Annotated in this window: 11 protein-coding genes and 1 tRNA gene; 10 read left to right on the top strand and 2 right to left on the bottom strand. The window is 68.4% G+C overall.

Annotated elements, in window-relative coordinates; all coding sequences use genetic code 11:
- Positions 1-101 precede the first annotated feature (101 nt).
- The 9 genes from thrS to Q8X39_RS08570 all read left to right on the top strand — a co-directional run bounded on the left by thrS (position 102) and on the right by Q8X39_RS08570 (position 8,147).
- Positions 102-2,021 carry a threonine--tRNA ligase gene (thrS, locus tag Q8X39_RS08610; protein ID WP_305749230.1) on the top strand — a complete coding sequence of 640 codons (1,920 nt, stop codon included), beginning with the start codon at positions 102-104 and terminating at the stop codon, positions 2,019-2,021.
- A 98-nt stretch (positions 2,022-2,119) separates the two neighbouring features.
- Positions 2,120-2,644, top strand: coding sequence for a translation initiation factor IF-3 (gene infC, locus Q8X39_RS08605; RefSeq protein WP_305749229.1), 525 nt, complete (start codon positions 2,120-2,122; stop codon positions 2,642-2,644).
- 118 nt (positions 2,645-2,762) lie between these two features.
- Positions 2,763-2,966: a 50S ribosomal protein L35 gene (rpmI, locus tag Q8X39_RS08600; RefSeq protein ID WP_025564002.1), complete on the top strand. Its 204-nt coding sequence runs from the start codon at positions 2,763-2,765 to the stop codon at positions 2,964-2,966.
- Positions 2,967-2,993: 27 nt separating this feature from the next.
- Positions 2,994-3,350, top strand: a complete 357-nt coding sequence (gene rplT / locus Q8X39_RS08595) for a 50S ribosomal protein L20 (protein WP_305749228.1) — start codon at positions 2,994-2,996, stop codon at positions 3,348-3,350.
- Between the two features lie 126 nt (positions 3,351-3,476).
- The gene (pheS, locus tag Q8X39_RS08590; protein ID WP_305749227.1) at positions 3,477-4,520 is read left to right on the top strand and encodes a phenylalanine--tRNA ligase subunit alpha; all 1,044 of its coding nucleotides are present in this window, start codon (positions 3,477-3,479) and stop codon (positions 4,518-4,520) included.
- A gap of 54 nt (positions 4,521-4,574) precedes the next feature.
- Positions 4,575-7,028: a phenylalanine--tRNA ligase subunit beta gene (gene pheT, locus Q8X39_RS08585; protein WP_305749226.1), complete on the top strand. Its 2,454-nt coding sequence runs from the start codon at positions 4,575-4,577 to the stop codon at positions 7,026-7,028.
- Positions 7,029-7,093: 65 nt separating this feature from the next.
- Positions 7,094-7,429, top strand: coding sequence for an integration host factor subunit alpha (locus Q8X39_RS08580; RefSeq protein ID WP_305749306.1), 336 nt, complete (start codon positions 7,094-7,096; stop codon positions 7,427-7,429).
- Between the two features lie 34 nt (positions 7,430-7,463).
- Positions 7,464-7,985 carry a MerR family transcriptional regulator gene (locus Q8X39_RS08575; RefSeq protein WP_305749225.1) on the top strand — a complete coding sequence of 174 codons (522 nt, stop codon included), beginning with the start codon at positions 7,464-7,466 and terminating at the stop codon, positions 7,983-7,985.
- Between the two features lie 85 nt (positions 7,986-8,070).
- A tRNA-Pro gene (locus Q8X39_RS08570) sits at positions 8,071-8,147 on the top strand.
- A 189-nt stretch (positions 8,148-8,336) separates the two neighbouring features.
- Here Q8X39_RS08570 and Q8X39_RS08565 read toward each other — a convergent pair.
- Together Q8X39_RS08565 and Q8X39_RS08560 are read right to left on the bottom strand one after the other, a co-directional pair.
- Positions 8,337-11,267: a PAS domain S-box protein gene (locus Q8X39_RS08565; protein WP_305749224.1), complete on the bottom strand. Its 2,931-nt coding sequence runs from the start codon at positions 11,265-11,267 to the stop codon at positions 8,337-8,339.
- A gap of 68 nt (positions 11,268-11,335) precedes the next feature.
- Positions 11,336-12,271 carry a LysR family transcriptional regulator gene (locus Q8X39_RS08560; RefSeq protein WP_305749223.1) on the bottom strand — a complete coding sequence of 312 codons (936 nt, stop codon included), beginning with the start codon at positions 12,269-12,271 and terminating at the stop codon, positions 11,336-11,338.
- A gap of 104 nt (positions 12,272-12,375) precedes the next feature.
- Here Q8X39_RS08560 and Q8X39_RS08555 point away from each other — a divergent pair, with 104 nt between their 5' ends.
- The gene (locus Q8X39_RS08555; protein ID WP_305749222.1) at positions 12,376-13,536 is read left to right on the top strand and encodes an acyl-CoA dehydrogenase family protein; all 1,161 of its coding nucleotides are present in this window, start codon (positions 12,376-12,378) and stop codon (positions 13,534-13,536) included.
- The last annotated feature ends 2 nt before the right edge of the window (positions 13,537-13,538 follow it).

The following is a 13,538-nucleotide window of genomic DNA, read 5'->3' as shown; positions in this document are numbered from 1 at the left end:
CCCAGCCGGGCCTGATCGCCGGTCGTCCGCATATCCCCTCTCCCCCTCGAGAAAGCGCGGCGACCCCGCGCTTTTTTCATGTCTTCCACGGAGTTCCGCAGATGGTCTCGATTCAATTGCCCGACGGCTCGCGCCGCGAATTCGACGCCCCGGTGACGGTGGCCGAGGTGGCTGCCTCGATCGGCGCCGGCCTGGCCAAGGCCGCGCTCGGCGGCCGCGTCGGCAGCGGCGAGTCCGCCCGGCTGGTCGACCTGAGCCACCGCATCGAGTCCGACACGGCACTGGCGATCGTCACGCCCAAGGATGCCGACGGCCTGGACATGATCCGCCACTCGACCGCCCACCTGCTGGCCTATGCCGTCAAGGAGCTGTTCCCGGACGCCCAGATCACGATCGGCCCGACCATCGAGCACGGCTTCTATTACGACTTCTCGTACAAGCGTCCCTTCACGACCGAGGACCTGGCCGTCATCGAGAAGAAGATGACCGAGCTGGCCAACAAGGACGAGCCGGTCACGCGCCGCGTGCTGCCGCGCGACGAGGCGGTCGCCTACTTCAAGTCCATCGGCGAGGCCTACAAGGCCGAGATCATCGCCAGCATCCCGGCCGGCGAGGACGTGTCCCTGTACAGCGAGGGCGCCTTCACCGACCTGTGCCGCGGCCCGCACGTGCCCAGCACCGGCAAGCTGAAGTTCTTCAAGCTGATGAAGGTGGCTGGCGCCTACTGGCGCGGCGACCATCGCAACGAGATGCTGCAGCGCGTCTACGGCACCGCCTGGGCGAGCAAGGACGACCTGCAGAAGTACCTGACGATGCTGGAGGAGGCCGAGAAGCGCGACCACCGCAAGCTCGGCCGCGAGCTCGACCTGTTCCACATCGACGAGCACTCGCCCGGCACCGTGTTCTGGCACCCCAAGGGCTGGACGCTGTGGCAGGAGGTCGAGCAGTACATGCGCCGGGTCTACCGCGACAACGGCTACCAGGAAGTCAAGGGCCCGCAGATCCTTGACCAGGGCCTGTGGGAGAAGACCGGCCACTGGGACAAGTACCGCGAGAACATGTTCGTGACCGAGTCGGAGAAGCGCGACTACGCGCTCAAGCCGATGAACTGCCCCGGCCATATCCTGATCTTCAAGCAGGGCATCAAGAGCTACCGCGACCTGCCGCTGCGCTTCGGCGAGTTCGGCCAGTGCCACCGCAACGAGCCGACCGGCGGCCTGCACGGCATCATGCGGGTGCGCGCCTTCACGCAGGACGACGGCCACATCTTCTGCACCGAGGACCAGATCCAGGCCGAGGTGATCGCCTTCACGACGCTGCTGCAGAAGGTCTACCGCCACTTCGGCTTCAACGACATCATCTACAAGCTGTCGACCCGGCCCGAGAAGCGCATCGGCACGGAGGAGAGCTGGGACCGCGCCGAGAACGCGCTGGCCGCGGGCCTGAAGGCGTCCGGCTGCGACTTCGAATACCTGCCGGGCGAGGGCGCCTTCTACGGTCCGAAGATCGAGTACACGCTCAAGGACGCGCTGGGCCGGCCCTGGCAGTGCGGCACCATCCAGGTCGATCCGAACCTGCCGGAGCGCCTCGACGCCGAGTACGTCGGCGAGGACGGCGCCCGCCATCGGCCGATCGTCCTGCACCGCGCGATCGTCGGCAGCCTCGAGCGCTTCATCGGCATCCTGATCGAGCAACACGCCGGCGCGCTGCCGACGTGGCTGTCGCCGGTTCAGGTCAGCGTCATGAACATCACCGACGGACAGGCCGACTACGCACGGGAAGTGGCCCAAACGCTGCAGAAACAAGGGCTTAGGGTCACGTTGGACCTGCGCAACGAAAAGATCACGTATAAAATCCGCGAGCATTCCTTGCAAAAGGTGCCGTACCTGATCGTTGTCGGAGACAAGGAGCGGGACGCAGGCACCGTTGCAGTGCGCGCCAGAGGCAACCAGGACCTCGGTGTGATGGCCCTGGCGGCCTTCTCCCAGAAGATCTCGGCCGAACTCAACCCGGAGCAGTGACAACCGGGTCGGGCCATCGGCTTGGTTGACGGCGCATTCATCAATTTGGGCGCAAGCCCCGAAGGAAACGAACCATCGCTACTTTTCTTGACCGCCGGATGCCCAACGTCGAGCGCAAGCATCGGCTGAACCGCGAGATCACTGCCCTGGAGGTCCGTCTGAACGGACCCGAGAACGAGCCCCTGGGCATCGTCAGCATCCAGGAAGCCTTGCGACTGTCGGCTGAGGCCGATGTTGATCTGGTCGAGATTGCTGCCACGGCGAACCCGCCGGTCTGTCGTCTGATGGACTACGGCAAGTTCAAGTACCAGGAGCAGAAGAAGGCGGCCGAGGCCAAGGCCAAGCAGCACGTCATCGACATCAAGGAAGTCAAGTTCCGTCCGGGCACGGACGAAGGCGACTACCAGATCAAGATGCGCAACCTGCGCCGCTTCCTCGAAGAAGGCGACAAGGGCAAGGTCACCCTGCGCTTCCGCGGTCGGGAAATCACGCACCAGGACATCGGCATGCGCCTGCTCGAGCGGATCCGCGACGAGCTGACCGATGTGAGCCTGGTCGAGAACATGCCCAAGCTCGAAGGCCGCCAGATGATCATGGTCCTGGCGCCCAAGAAGAAGAAGTGAACGATTGAAGGATGAGGTCGCTGCGGTTTGGTCGCTGCAGCGTCCCGGTGCCCGTAGGCCACCAAGACCGCGAAGCTCTTTCGCGGCGCCTCACGGGAACAACTCAGAAGGAGCAGTCATGCCCAAGATGAAGACCAAGAGCAGCGCGAAGAAGCGTTTTCGCGTTCGTCCGGGTGGCACCGTCAAGCGCGGTCAGGCGTTCAAGCGCCACATCCTGACCAAGAAGACCACCAAGAACAAGCGCCACCTGCGCGGAGCCGTCAACGTGCATGAGACCAACATGGGTCACATCGCGCAGATGCTGCCGTTCGCCGGTCTGTAATCCACCACGCACTGAAGGAGTCAACACATGCCTCGCGTCAAACGTGGTGTTACCGCCCGCGCTCGTCACAAGAAAGTCCTCGCCCTGGCCAAGGGCTATCGCGGTCGTCGCAAGAACGTCTATCGCATCGCCAAGCAGGCGGTGATGAAGGCGGGCCAGTACGCCTACCGTGACCGCCGCGCCAAGAAGCGCGAGTTCCGCCGCCTCTGGATCGCCCGCATCAACGCCGCCAGCCGTTCGCTCGGCCTGACCTACAGCCGTTTCATGGCCGGTCTGAAGAAGGCGCAGATCGCGATCGACCGCAAGGTCCTGTCGGACATGGCGATCAACGATCCGGCCGCCTTCGGCAGCATCGTCGACAAGGTGAAGGCCCAGCTCGCCTGAGCCCGACAGCGTGGTGCCGGCCCCGGCCGGTGCCATGCGCCTCGCACCCCAAGGCCGACCCCGTGTTCGGCCTTTTTTGTGTCCGTCGCCGACCGGTGGCGGACCCATCCAGCTGACCTGTCCGTGATGAACGATCTCGATACCCTGGTCCAGGCCGCCGAGGCGGATTTCGCCGCTGCCGGCACGCCGGCCCAACTCGAGGACGCCAAGGCGCGCTTCCTCGGCAAGACCGGTCGCGTGACCGAACTGCTCAAGGGCATGGCCGCGCTGTCGCCCGACGAGAAGAAGACCCGCGGCGCCGCCATCAACGAGACCAAGCAGCGCATCGAGGCCGCGCTGACCGCGCGCCGCCAGGCGCTCGCCGAGGCCGAGATGCAGGCCCAGCTCAAGGCCGAGTCGCTCGACGTCAGCCTGCCCGGCCGCCAGCGCGGCAGTGGCGGCCTGCACCCGGTCTCGCGCACGATGGAGCGCATCGAGCAGATCTTCGCGTCGATGGGTTTCGACGTCGCCGACGGTCCGGAGATCGAGACCGACTGGCACAGCTTCACCGCGCTGAACAACCCGGAGAACCATCCGGCCCGTTCGATGCAGGACACCTTCTACGTCGACATGAACGACGAGGCCGGCCGCCCCCTGTGCCTGCGCCCGCACACCTCGCCGATGCAGGTGCGCTACTCGCGCCAGCATGCCGCCCGCCACGCCGGTGCCGACCCGATGCCCGAGATCCGCGTGATCGCGCCGGGCCGTACCTACCGGGTCGACAGCGACGCGACCCACTCGCCCATGTTCCACCAGTGCGAAGGCCTGTGGATCGGCGAGAACGTCTCGTTCAAGGACCTCAAGTCGGTCTTCACCGACTTCTTCCGCACCTTCTTCGAGACCGACGACCTCGAACTGCGCTTCCGGCCGTCCTTCTTCCCCTTCACCGAGCCGTCCGCCGAGGTCGACATCGCCTTCTCGAGCGGTCCGCTCAAGGGCCGCTGGCTCGAGGTCGCCGGTTCCGGCCAGGTCCATCCGAACGTGGTGCGCAACTTCGGCCTCGACCCGGAGCGCTACATCGGCTTCGCCTTTGGCATGGGCCCGGACCGCCTGACCATGCTGCGCTACGGCGTCAACGACCTGCGCCTGTTCTTCGAAGGCGACATGCGCTTCCTGGCCCAGTTCCAGTGATGCCCGTGAGCCCCCGCACGCCCGCCGACCCGATCACCGACGCCTCCTGAAGCCATGCAATTCCCAGAATCCTGGTTGCGCGAGTTCTGCAACCCCGCCCTCGACAGCGACGGCCTGGCCCGCCTGCTGACCATGTCCGGCATGGAGGTCGAGGAGCAGCAGCGCGCCGCCCCGCCGTTCAGCCGCATCGTCGTGGCCGAGATCGTGACCGCCGAGCAGCATCCCAACGCCGACCGGCTGCGCGTGTGCACCGTCGACGCGGGCCCGCACAGCAAGGACGGCCCGCTGCAGATCGTCTGCGGCGCGCCCAATGCACGCGTCGGCATCCGCGTCCCGCTGGCGCTGGTCGGTGCCGAACTGCCGCCCGGAGAGGACGGCAAGCCCTTCGTGATCAAGCTCGGCAAGCTGCGCGGCGTCGAGAGCCAGGGCATGCTGTGCTCGGCCCGCGAACTCAAGCTGTCCGACGACCACGGCGGCCTGCTCGAACTGCCGGCCGACACGCCGGTCGGCGCGGACATCCGCCAGGTCCTGAACCTCGACGACACGCTGTTCACGCTCAAGCTCACGCCCAACCTCGGCCACGGCCTGAGCGTCTACGGCGTCGCCCGCGAGGTCGCCGCCCTGACCGGCACTGCGCTGGCCCAACCGGCGTTCGCGCCGGTGCCGGTCACGGCCGATGACCGCCTGCCGGTGCGCATCGAGGCCGACGACCTGTGCGGCCGCTTCTCCGGCCGGGTGATCCGCGGCATCGATCCGCAGGCGAAGACGCCGGCCTGGATGGTCGAACGACTCGCGCGCTGCGGCCAGCGCTCGGTCAGCGCGCTGGTCGACATCTCGAACTACGTCATGTTCGAGTTCGGCCGGCCCAGCCACATCTTCGACCGCGACAAGATCCAGGGCGGCCTGGTGGTGCGCTGGGGCCGCGCGGGCGAGACGCTCAAGCTGCTCAACGGCAACACCGTCGAGCTCGACGGGCAGGTCGGCGTCATCGCCGATGACCACGGCGGTGCGCAGACCGTCGAGTCGCTGGCCGGCATCATGGGTGGCGACGCCACCGCCGTTGGCGACGCGACCCGCAACGTCTACGTCGAGGCCGCCTTCTGGTGGCCCGAGGCGGTCGCCGGCCGCTCGCGCCGCTACAACTTCTCGACCGATGCCGGCCACCGCTTCGAGCGGGGCGTGGACCCGGCGCTGACGGTCGAGCACATCGAGCGCATCACCGCGCTGATCGTGCAGATCTGCGGCACGGCCGACACCCGCATCGGCCCGATCGACGACCAGATCACCCGCCTGCCCGAGCGTCGCCCGGTGGCGCTGCGCGTGGACCGTGCCGCCAAGGTCATCGGCATGCCGGTCAGCCAGGCGCAGTGCGTGCAGGTGTTCGAGCGGCTCGGCCTGGGCTGCACCGAGTCCTCGCCCGGCGTGCTGACCGTGACGCCGCCGAGCTGGCGCTTTGACCTGCAGATCGAGGAAGACCTGATCGAGGAGGTCATCCGCGTGATCGGCTTCGACCAGCTTCCGCTGACGCCGCCGAACGCGCCGGTGACCGCCCGCGTGCGCACCGAGGACCGCCGCAGCCCGCACGCGGTGCGCCGTGCCGTGGCGGCGCAGGGCTACCAGGAGACGATCAACTTCAGCTTCGTGGAAGCCCGCTGGGAACACGAGCTGGCGGGCAACGCCGACCCGATCCGCCTGCTCAACCCGATCGCCGCGCCGCTGTCGGTGATGCGCTCCAGCCTGCTCGGCAGCCTGGTGCAGGTGCTGCGCCACAACCTGTCGCGGCGCGCTTCGCGGGTGCGCGTGTTCGAGTTCGGCCGCGTCTTCCGCCGTGATGCGTCGGTGCAGGGCAGCGAGCAGGACGTCGCCGGCGTCGACCAGCCGCTGCGCGTGGCCGGCCTCGCCTGGGGTCCGGTCGACGCGCTGCAATGGGGCGCCAAGGAGCGTGCGGTCGACTTCTACGACGTCAAGGGCGATGTCGAGGCGCTGCTTGCGCCGCTGCAGCCGCGATTCGAGGCGGCCGAACATCCGGCGATGCACCCGGGCCGCTGCGCCCGCGTGGTGCTCGACGGCGCGGAGATCGGCCATGTCGGCGAGCTGCACCCGCGCTGGCGCCAGGCCTATGAACTGCCCAGCGCGCCGGTGCTGTTCGAGCTGGACGCGGCGGCGCTGCTGCGCCGTCCCGTGCCGGCTTACCAGCCGGTCGCCCGGCAACAGGCCGTGACGCGCGACCTGGCCTTGATCGTTGGCGAGAGCGTCGGCCACGATGCGCTGGTCGACACCATCCTGGCGGCTCCGACCGACGGCCTGGTGCGTGGTGCGCAGCTGTTCGACGTCTACCGCCCGGCCGCCGGCGTGGCCGGTTTCGCGGCCGGCGAGCGCAGCCTGGCGGTGCGCATCGAGCTGCTGGACGATGCCGCGCCGCTGACCGACGCCCGCAGCGACGCGGCCATCCAGGCCGTCGTCGAGGCGGTCGGCCAGCGTCTCGGCGCGCGACTGCGCGGCGCCTGAGCCGGTTCCTTCGACCCCCAAGAACGCACACCAAGATGGCCGACACCCCAGAACAGGCGCTGCCGATGGACCGCGTGATCTCGCTCGAGACGCCGACGCTGACCAAGGCCGAACTGGCTGACCTGCTGTTCGAGCGCCTGGGCCTGAACAAGCGCGAGTCCAAGGACATGGTCGAGGCCTACTTCAAGTTCATCCACGACGCGCTGGTCAGCGGCGAGGACGTGAAGCTCTCGGGCTTCGGGAACTTCCAGGTCCGCCGCAAGGCGCCGCGGCCGGGTCGCAACCCGCGCACCGGCGAGGCCATCCCGATCCGCGCCCGCAAGGTCGTCACGTTTCACGCCAGCCACAAACTCAAGGCCATCGTGCAAGGCGAGGCACCGCCGCCCGGAGAGTTCGAGTAAAGTGTTGCGAGACTCCTGAATCCCATTGATTTCAATGGAAAATTCGCTCCCGGACATCCCGCCCAAACGCTACTTCACCATCGGTGAAGTGAGCGAGCTTTGCGGCGTCAAGCCTTATGTGCTGCGCTACTGGGAACAGGAGTTCACCCAGTTGCGTCCGATGAAGCGACGCGGCAACCGGCGCTACTACCAGCACCACGAGGTGCTGCTGATCCGCCGGATCCGCGACCTGCTCTACGAGCAGGGCTTCACCATCAGCGGCGCCCGCAACCGCCTGATCGAACTCGGCGCCGTGGCCGCGCCCGGCGCGTCGCTGCCGATGGGCGCTTCCGGCCCGGCCGACGATCCTTCCCACGACGACCTCGACCTTCACGCGTCGGTCAGCGGCATGCCGATCCCGTTGTCGACCTTGCCGCGCGCCCCGCAGTACGCCAGCGCCGCCCTGGCGATGCCGCCGGCCGAAGCGGCCACGACGGTCGTCCTGCCCGACGCACCGCGCCTGTCGCTGCGAGACGAGCTGCTGTCGATCCGCAGCCTGCTGGACCTCGACGACTGAGGTCGGGTTGGCGGGCTGGTGGGCTGAATCTCTCTCAAATGTCTGGACAGACTGATTTCTCCTGGCATATACTTTTTGGCTCAGTCGGGGTGTAGCGCAGCCTGGTAGCGCACTTGCATGGGGTGCAAGGGGTCGCGAGTTCGAATCCCGCCACCCCGACCAAAGAAAGCACGAGCCCGGTGTCCACAAGACACCGGGCTTTTTGCTTTTTCCTGCTTGCTTACTGGCTTCTGCGTAGTCGTGTGCGTGTGCGTCTCTCTTGTCCGGTTCTTGTCTGGTGGAACGGCGGATACACATCCGGGCACTCGAGGCCGCGCCGCGCGGCTGAACCCGACCGGTCCGTGCAGGCGCTCAGGCGCCTGGGCCCGCCAAGACCGCCACCAGGTATCTTCCCCGCCCTTCGGCCTTGGCCTGGTAGAGCATCTGGTCGGCCTTCTCCAGCAGGGCCGGCCAGTCGCCGATGACGGCGTGGCCGAAGGCGCCGCCGACGCTGGCACCGATGTGGGCGATGCGATCGGGGCCGAGGTCGAACGGCTCCTTCAGCGCCTCGACGATCTTGGCGGCCACGCGCTCGGCCTGCGCCACCTGCGTGACGCCATGCAGCAGCACCGCGAACTCGTCACCGCCGAGCCGGGCGACCGCGTCGGTGGGGCGCATCAGGCGCGTCAGGCGACGGGCCACGTCCTTGAGCACCGCATCGCCGGCGGCATGGCCGTGGGTGTCGTTGACCGGCTTGAAGCGGTCGAGGTCCACGTAGAGCAGACCGATCGATTCACCGACATGCTCGTCGAGCATGTTCTCCAGCCGCATCCGGAAGCCGGTGCGGTTGAGCAGGCCGGTCAGCGCATCGGTCTGCGTGAGCGTCAGCAGGCGCAGTTCCTCGCGCTTGCGCTGGGTGATGTCCTGGGTCACGACGACGAAGCTGTCGACCTCGCCGGATGGCCGCAGCAGTGGCAGGTATTCGACCTGGGTGTAGGTCTTGCCGTGCTCGCCGACCTGTTCCAGCTCGAAGGTGACGGGCACGCCCTGCAGCGCCATCTCGATCCAGGGCCGGCGGCGCTCGAACTCCTCTTCGCCGAGGATCTCCCGCGCGCCGTGGCCGAGGATGCCCGCCGTGTCGCGCCCGACGGCGCGCTCGAAGGCGCGGTTGACGAAACGGTACTGGCCGTCCTGGCCCATCACCGCCACGGTCGAGGGGATCGCATCCGCGACCGACTTCAGGATCGCGCTCTGGCGGCGGATCTCGGCCTGCGCCGCCATCGACGCCGTCTCGTCGCGCATAAGCGCCGAATACCGCTCGACCGACCGGCCGTGGCGCGTGTCGACGCTGCGGTGCGCGATCACCATGAGGCTGACCGGCAACTCGCGCCGACCGTCCAGCCGGATCGTGGTCGAGCCCAGCCAGACATCGTCCTGCAGTAGCGCCGGCAGGATGGTCGATCGGAAAAGGTCGCGGGCCTCGTCACTCAGCAACTGCTCGAAGGTCTGGCTGCCTGAGGCCGCATCGGCGGACCATCCGCCAACCTCGCGCATGGCCGGGTTGAGGTAGAGGATCTGGCCGGCCAGGTCGAACTGCACGACGTAGTCGGTGGTGTGCTCGAAGATCGCCGCGATCTCGCGGTGGGCCTTCTCGGCCGCGCTGCGCTCGGTGATGTCGGTGGCCGAGACGAAGAAGCCGCGCACCTGCCCGTGTTCATCGACGTCCGGCTTCAGCCGGTGCTCGAAGCGGCGGACCTGGCCGGCCACGGTGTCGTCGGTCTCGAACTGCACCGATTGCCCGGACAGTGCCAGCGCGGCGTGGTGGCGCAGTTCCTCGCGGTCCTGCCCCGGCAGGACGCGGGCGCGGGTCTTGCCGATGACCTCCTCGCGGGACAGACCAGTGCCCTGGCACCAGGCCTCGTTGACGAAGCGGTAGCGCCGCTCGCGGTCCAGATAGGCCAGCCGCACCGGCACGCCGTCGGTGAGCTGGCGCAGGAACTGTTCGCTGGTGGCGAGCTGCTCGCGCAGGCGACGTTGCTCGGTGATGTCCTGGAAGGCCCCGATCAGCCGCACCGCCTGGCCGTCCTCGAACTCGACCGCGCCGACTGCGCGGGCCCAGATCGTGCGGCCCTTGGCCGTGACCACCTGCAGTTCGAGGTCCCAGGGCGTGCCATGGGCCATGCCCTCGGCGACCGCCTGCTCGATCCGCACGCGCGAGGCGGGCGTGTAGAAGCTGATCGCGGCCTCCAGCGTCGGCTTGAAGCCGGGCGACAGTTCGTGGATCCGGTAGGTCTCGTCCGACCAGGTGATCTCGCTGGTGCGCAGATCCAGCGCCCAGCCGCCGACGCCGGCGACCTCGCCGGTGCGCGCCAGGAAGGCCTGGCTGGTCCTCAGCTTGCGCTCGGCCAGCACGCGGGCGGTGACGTCGCGACCGGTCGAATGCAGCAGGGGCCGTCCTTCCAGGTCGAACTGCCGGGTGTTGGTCCAGGCGATCCAGCATTCGGAGCCATCGGGCAGCGACATGCGGTTCTCGCTGGTCACCGGCTTGCCCTGGCTCAGCACCTGCGCGATGCGCTCGCGCACCAGGCCGCGCACGGCGGGATCGACGTGCTCGTACAGGTTGGTGCCGGTGATCTCCTCGACCGAGCGGCTGAAGTACGCCGCGTAGGCCGGGTTGACGTACAGCAGCCTGCCGTCCGGCGTGGCCTGCGAGACCAGTTCGCTCTGCGTGTCCAGGATGGCGCGCAGGCGAGCCTCGCTCTCCGCCACGGCCAGATCGTCCGCATGCCGCACGGCCAGGGTGCGCAACACCAGGCTTTGCCGCAACTCCAGGGCCTGGACCACGGCCTGCGCCAGCTGGGTGAGCATGGCGGCCTGTTGCGGTGCGAGCTGGCGCGGCTGCCGGTCGATCACGCAGAGCGTGCCGATGCGGTCGCCCGAGGGCAGCACCAGCGGTGCGCCGGCATAGAAGCGGACGCCGGGCTGCCCGGTGACCAGCGGGTTGGCCTCGAAGCGCCGGTCACGCGTCGCGTCGCCGACCTCGAACAGCCCGTCCTGACGGATCGCGTGGTCGCAGAAGGCGACGTCGCGCGGGGTCTGGCCGACGCCGGGCAGGCCGACGTTGGCCTTGAACCACTGGCGGTCGGTGTCGATCAGGCTGACCAGGGCGATCGGTGTGCCGCAGACCTCGGAGGCCAGCTGGGCGAGGGTGTCGAACAGGGGTTCGGGTTCGCTGTCCAGGACCTTCAGGGCCTGCAACTGCGCCAGGCGGCGCTGCTCTGCGGGGTCGGAGGTAGACGGCATGTCTCGCAACAACAGTGATGGTCCAGTTTAAGGGGGCGCGCTCGCCATGGCTCGACGTGCGAACCGGTTCAGTCGCTGGACCGGCCAGCCCAGCGGTGGGCCCGGTCGACGATGAAGTCGATCAAGGTGCGCGTGGCCAGCGTCTGGTAGCGGCCGGGCATGCGCAGCAGGTGCAGGCGCGAGCCGAACACGCTCAGCCGCCAATCGTCCAGGGCGGTCACGAGCCGGCCTTCGGACACGTCCTGCGCCACCACGTAGTCCGGCACCAGGCCCACGCCCAGGCCGGCCAGGATGGCCTCGCGCAGGAACTGGAAATTCTCGGACGCCAGCGTCGGATGCGGCTTGATCTCCAGCGGCGGCTCGGCCGGGAGGCTCGGGTCTTCCGCGCTGACGCGGTAGGCCGTCACCTTCAGGTCGCGTCCGGACACCGCCGAGGTGATCAGCGGCACGCGCGCCAGGTCGGCCGGCGATGCGGGCAGGGCCTGGGCGGCCAGATGGGCCAGCGAGGCGCAGAGCACGTAGCGGACCCGGCCCAGCTCGATCGCGATCAGGTTCTGCGGCGGCTCGGACATCACGCGCACCGCCAGGTCGACCTCGTCGCGCAGCAGGTCGTCGACCTGGTTGTCGAACAGCAGCTCCAGCGCGATGTCCGGGTAGCGGCGCTTGAAGTCGATCAGCCAGGGCGACATCACCAGGTGGCCGAAGCCGGTCGGCACGCTCAGGCGTACCGAGCCGTGCAGGGCCTTGCCGAACATCGCCACCGTCTCGCGCGCGGCCTGCCATTCGTTGCGGATGACGCGGCCGTGCTCGTAGAGCCGCTGGCCGACCTCGGTCGGCTCGACCCGCCGGGTGGTGCGCCGCATCAGCTGCTGGCCGACCGACTTCTCCAGCTGGGTCAGGTGGTAGCTGACGTTGGCCCGGCTCATCTTGAGGTTGCGGGCGGCCAGGCTGAGGTTGCCCGCGTCCACGATGTCCACGAAGAGCACCAGCGCGTTGAGGTCCATGTCGGCTCGATTCGTCGAAATTCCTTGACAGTGTGTTCACTGGCTTTGTGATTGTCAAACCGCACTGCGGATTCAACAATCTGCCCTGTCACGTGGAGTCCCGCATGTCCCTCGATCCGGAAACCTTCCTGCTGCTCAAGGACGCCGTCCGGCGCTTCGTGCGCGAACGTCTGGTCCCGGCCGAAGACCACGTCGAGGAACACGACGAGGTGCCCGCCGACATCGTGGCCGACATGAAGGCGCTGGGCCTGTTCGGCATCTCCATCCCCGAGGCCTACGGCGGCATCGGCCTGTCGATGGCGCAGGAATGCGAGGTGGCTCACGAGCTGGGCCAGACCGCGCTGGCCTTCCGTTCGGTCTTCGGCACCAACATCGGCATCGGCTCGCAGGGCATCCTGATGGACGGCACGCCCGAGCAGAAGGCCCAGTGGCTGCCGCGCATCGCCAGCGGCGAGCTGATCGTGTCCTTCGCGCTGACCGAGCCGGATGCGGGTTCGGACGCGGCCTCGCTGAAGACCCGCGCCGAACGCGACGGCGACCACTACGTCCTGCACGGCAGCAAGCGCTACATCACCAACGCGCCGCGGGCCGGCGCCTTCACGCTGATGGCCCGCACCGACGGCCCGGGTGCCGGGGGCATCACCGCCTTCATCGCGAGCGCCGACAGCCCCGGCCTGAGCCTGGGCCCACCCGACCGGAAGATGGGCCAGCGTGGCACCAAGACCTGCGACGTCCACCTCGACGGCGTGCGCGTGCCGGCCGCGAACATCATCGGCGGCGTGCCGGGCCGGGGCTTCAAGACGGCGATGAAGGTGCTCGACCGCGGCCGCCTGCATGTGTCGGCGCTGGCCTGCGGCATGGCGCAGCGCATCCTGCAGGAGAGCGTGGCCTATGCCCGCGACCGGCGCCAGTTCGGCCAGCGCATCGGCGATTTCCAGCTCATCCAGGCCATGCTGGCCGACAGCCAGGCCGAGCTGCTGGCCGGCTGGGCGATGGTGCGCGAGACGGCCCAGCGCTACGACGAGCGCGCGGCAGGACGGGCCGATCCGGACGTCGCCATGCAGGCGTCCTGCTGCAAGCTGTTCTGCACCGAGATGGTCGGCCGCGTCGCCGATCGCGGCGTGCAGATCCACGGTGGCGCGGGCTACATCAACGACTACCCGGTGGAACGCTTCTACCGCGATGTGCGCCTGCTGCGGCTCTACGAGGGCACGACGCAGATCCAGCAGCTCATCATCGGCAAGCACCTGATGCGCGAGGCCTGAGA

This window comes from Leptothrix discophora, assembly GCF_030705305.1.
GTDB classification, from domain to species: domain Bacteria; phylum Pseudomonadota; class Gammaproteobacteria; order Burkholderiales; family Burkholderiaceae_C; genus Sphaerotilus; species Sphaerotilus discophorus.
This window is presented reverse-complemented; position numbering and strand designations above follow the sequence as displayed.

Bases quoted from the DNA above. Each gene is read 5' to 3' on its own strand.
- rpmI (WP_025564002.1), top strand. From the start codon at position 2,763: ATGCCCAAGATGAAGACCAAGAGCAGCGCGAAGAAGCGTTTTCGCGTT.
- infC (WP_305749229.1), top strand. From the start codon at position 2,120: ATGCCCAACGTCGAGCGCAAGCATCGGCTGAACCGCGAGATCACTGCC.
- Q8X39_RS08560 (WP_305749223.1), bottom strand. From the start codon at position 12,271: ATGGACCTCAACGCGCTGGTGCTCTTCGTGGACATCGTGGACGCGGGC.
- Q8X39_RS08580 (WP_305749306.1), top strand. From the start codon at position 7,094: ATGGACCGCGTGATCTCGCTCGAGACGCCGACGCTGACCAAGGCCGAA.
- rplT (WP_305749228.1), top strand. From the start codon at position 2,994: ATGCCTCGCGTCAAACGTGGTGTTACCGCCCGCGCTCGTCACAAGAAA.
- Q8X39_RS08555 (WP_305749222.1), top strand. From the start codon at position 12,376: ATGTCCCTCGATCCGGAAACCTTCCTGCTGCTCAAGGACGCCGTCCGG.
- Q8X39_RS08575 (WP_305749225.1), top strand. From the start codon at position 7,464: ATGGAAAATTCGCTCCCGGACATCCCGCCCAAACGCTACTTCACCATC.
- Q8X39_RS08565 (WP_305749224.1), bottom strand. From the start codon at position 11,267: ATGCCGTCTACCTCCGACCCCGCAGAGCAGCGCCGCCTGGCGCAGTTG.
- thrS (WP_305749230.1), top strand. From the start codon at position 102: ATGGTCTCGATTCAATTGCCCGACGGCTCGCGCCGCGAATTCGACGCC.
- pheT (WP_305749226.1), top strand. From the start codon at position 4,575: ATGCAATTCCCAGAATCCTGGTTGCGCGAGTTCTGCAACCCCGCCCTC.
- pheS (WP_305749227.1), top strand. From the start codon at position 3,477: ATGAACGATCTCGATACCCTGGTCCAGGCCGCCGAGGCGGATTTCGCC.